General features: G+C 76.9%; 1 pseudogene. It reads right to left on the bottom strand.

The window, feature by feature from the left end:
- Positions 1-1349 (bottom strand): annotated as a pseudogene (locus I59_RS22495) (hypothetical protein); the annotation flags it as partial.

Here is a 1349-nt window from a genome sequence, read left to right as displayed (position 1 = left end):
TGCGCTCGAGCGTGATCTCGCCCGTGCGGTCGGACCCGCCCTGCCGGTACCGGACGGTGGCGTACGCCGAGTCGCCCGAGGTCGAGACCCGTCCGATGCGCACGTCGGTCGGCCGGTCCTCGGCGCTCTTCAGCACGGCACCGTCGAGCATCGACGCGTTCGACGGTGCCTCGGTCAGGGTCGCGGCGGACGCACCGTCGCCCCGCGCGATCGCGTCGACGTAGTCGCGTGCGGTCGCCCCGGGACCCCAGACGTTCGCGCGCAGGACCCCTGTCGTGACCGCACCGGCGACGACCACCACGACCACGACGCCGGCGGCGACGAGCGAGCGGACGAGGACCTTCCGGGCCTTCGGGGACATCGGGGCGGGTGCCTGCCCGCCGACGAACGGCTGCGGTCCGCCCGCCGGGGCGCCCACGAACGGCTGCTGACCGCCGGCGGGGGCACCCGTGAACGCCTGCTGGCCGGCGACGGCCGGCGTGCCGACGGGCGCCTCGACCCCGGGGGCCTGCGCCCACGCGCCGGCGGCCGACTGCCCGGCGGCCGACTGCCCGGCGGCGGGCTGCCCGGTGACCGGATGCCCGGGGGACGGCTGGTCGCCGACCGTGGGCGCGGCGCCGACGGGCGACGTCCACGCGACGGCCGGCTGCGGGTCGGTGCCCACGGCCTTCGCGGTGCGCAGCAGCACGCCGCCGCCGAGACGGGGGAGGAGCACCGGGGCGACGAACCGCGCCACGACCTCGATGGCGGCACCCCAGAGCAGGAACACCACCGGCGTCCAGGCCGTGATCCCGACCGATCCGGTCCCACCGAGGGTGCTCACGCCGGTGACCCGGTACGAGACGACCAGCGTCCCGAGCACGAGCAGCACGACGCCGCCGAGGAGCCACACCACGGGCGTCACGACCCAGTCGAGCGTGCTGCGGACCCGGTCGTTGCGACGGACGGCGAGCGCGAGGCCGGCGACGAACGCCGACACGAGCACGAGGAGCACGACGAGCCACGTCCAGCCGCCCGCGCCGCCGAAGACGCTCGCGGTGCTGCTCGCCGAGCCGAGCCCGGACGTGCCGATGCCGCCGAGGAAGCCGAGCGCGGTCAGCAGGACGCCGGCGTTGCCGATGAAGACCGGGAGCGCCGCGCCCCACGACGGCTGCGCGACGAGCGCGACGACGGCGACCACGACGGACACCACCACGACGAGCACGACGAGCTGGGAGGCGGCGACCCGGACCGTGCCGAGGACCCGGCCGACGAGGACGTTGCCGCGCACGAGCAGCGCGGGCCGGGCGAGCAGCGCGGTGAGGGCGCCGACCAGGAAGGACCCGAGCACGCTGCCGAGGCCGACGCCG

It is taken from the genome of Curtobacterium sp. B8 (assembly GCF_000333315.1).
GTDB classification, from domain to species: domain Bacteria; phylum Actinomycetota; class Actinomycetes; order Actinomycetales; family Microbacteriaceae; genus Curtobacterium; species Curtobacterium luteum.
This window is presented reverse-complemented; position numbering and strand designations above follow the sequence as displayed.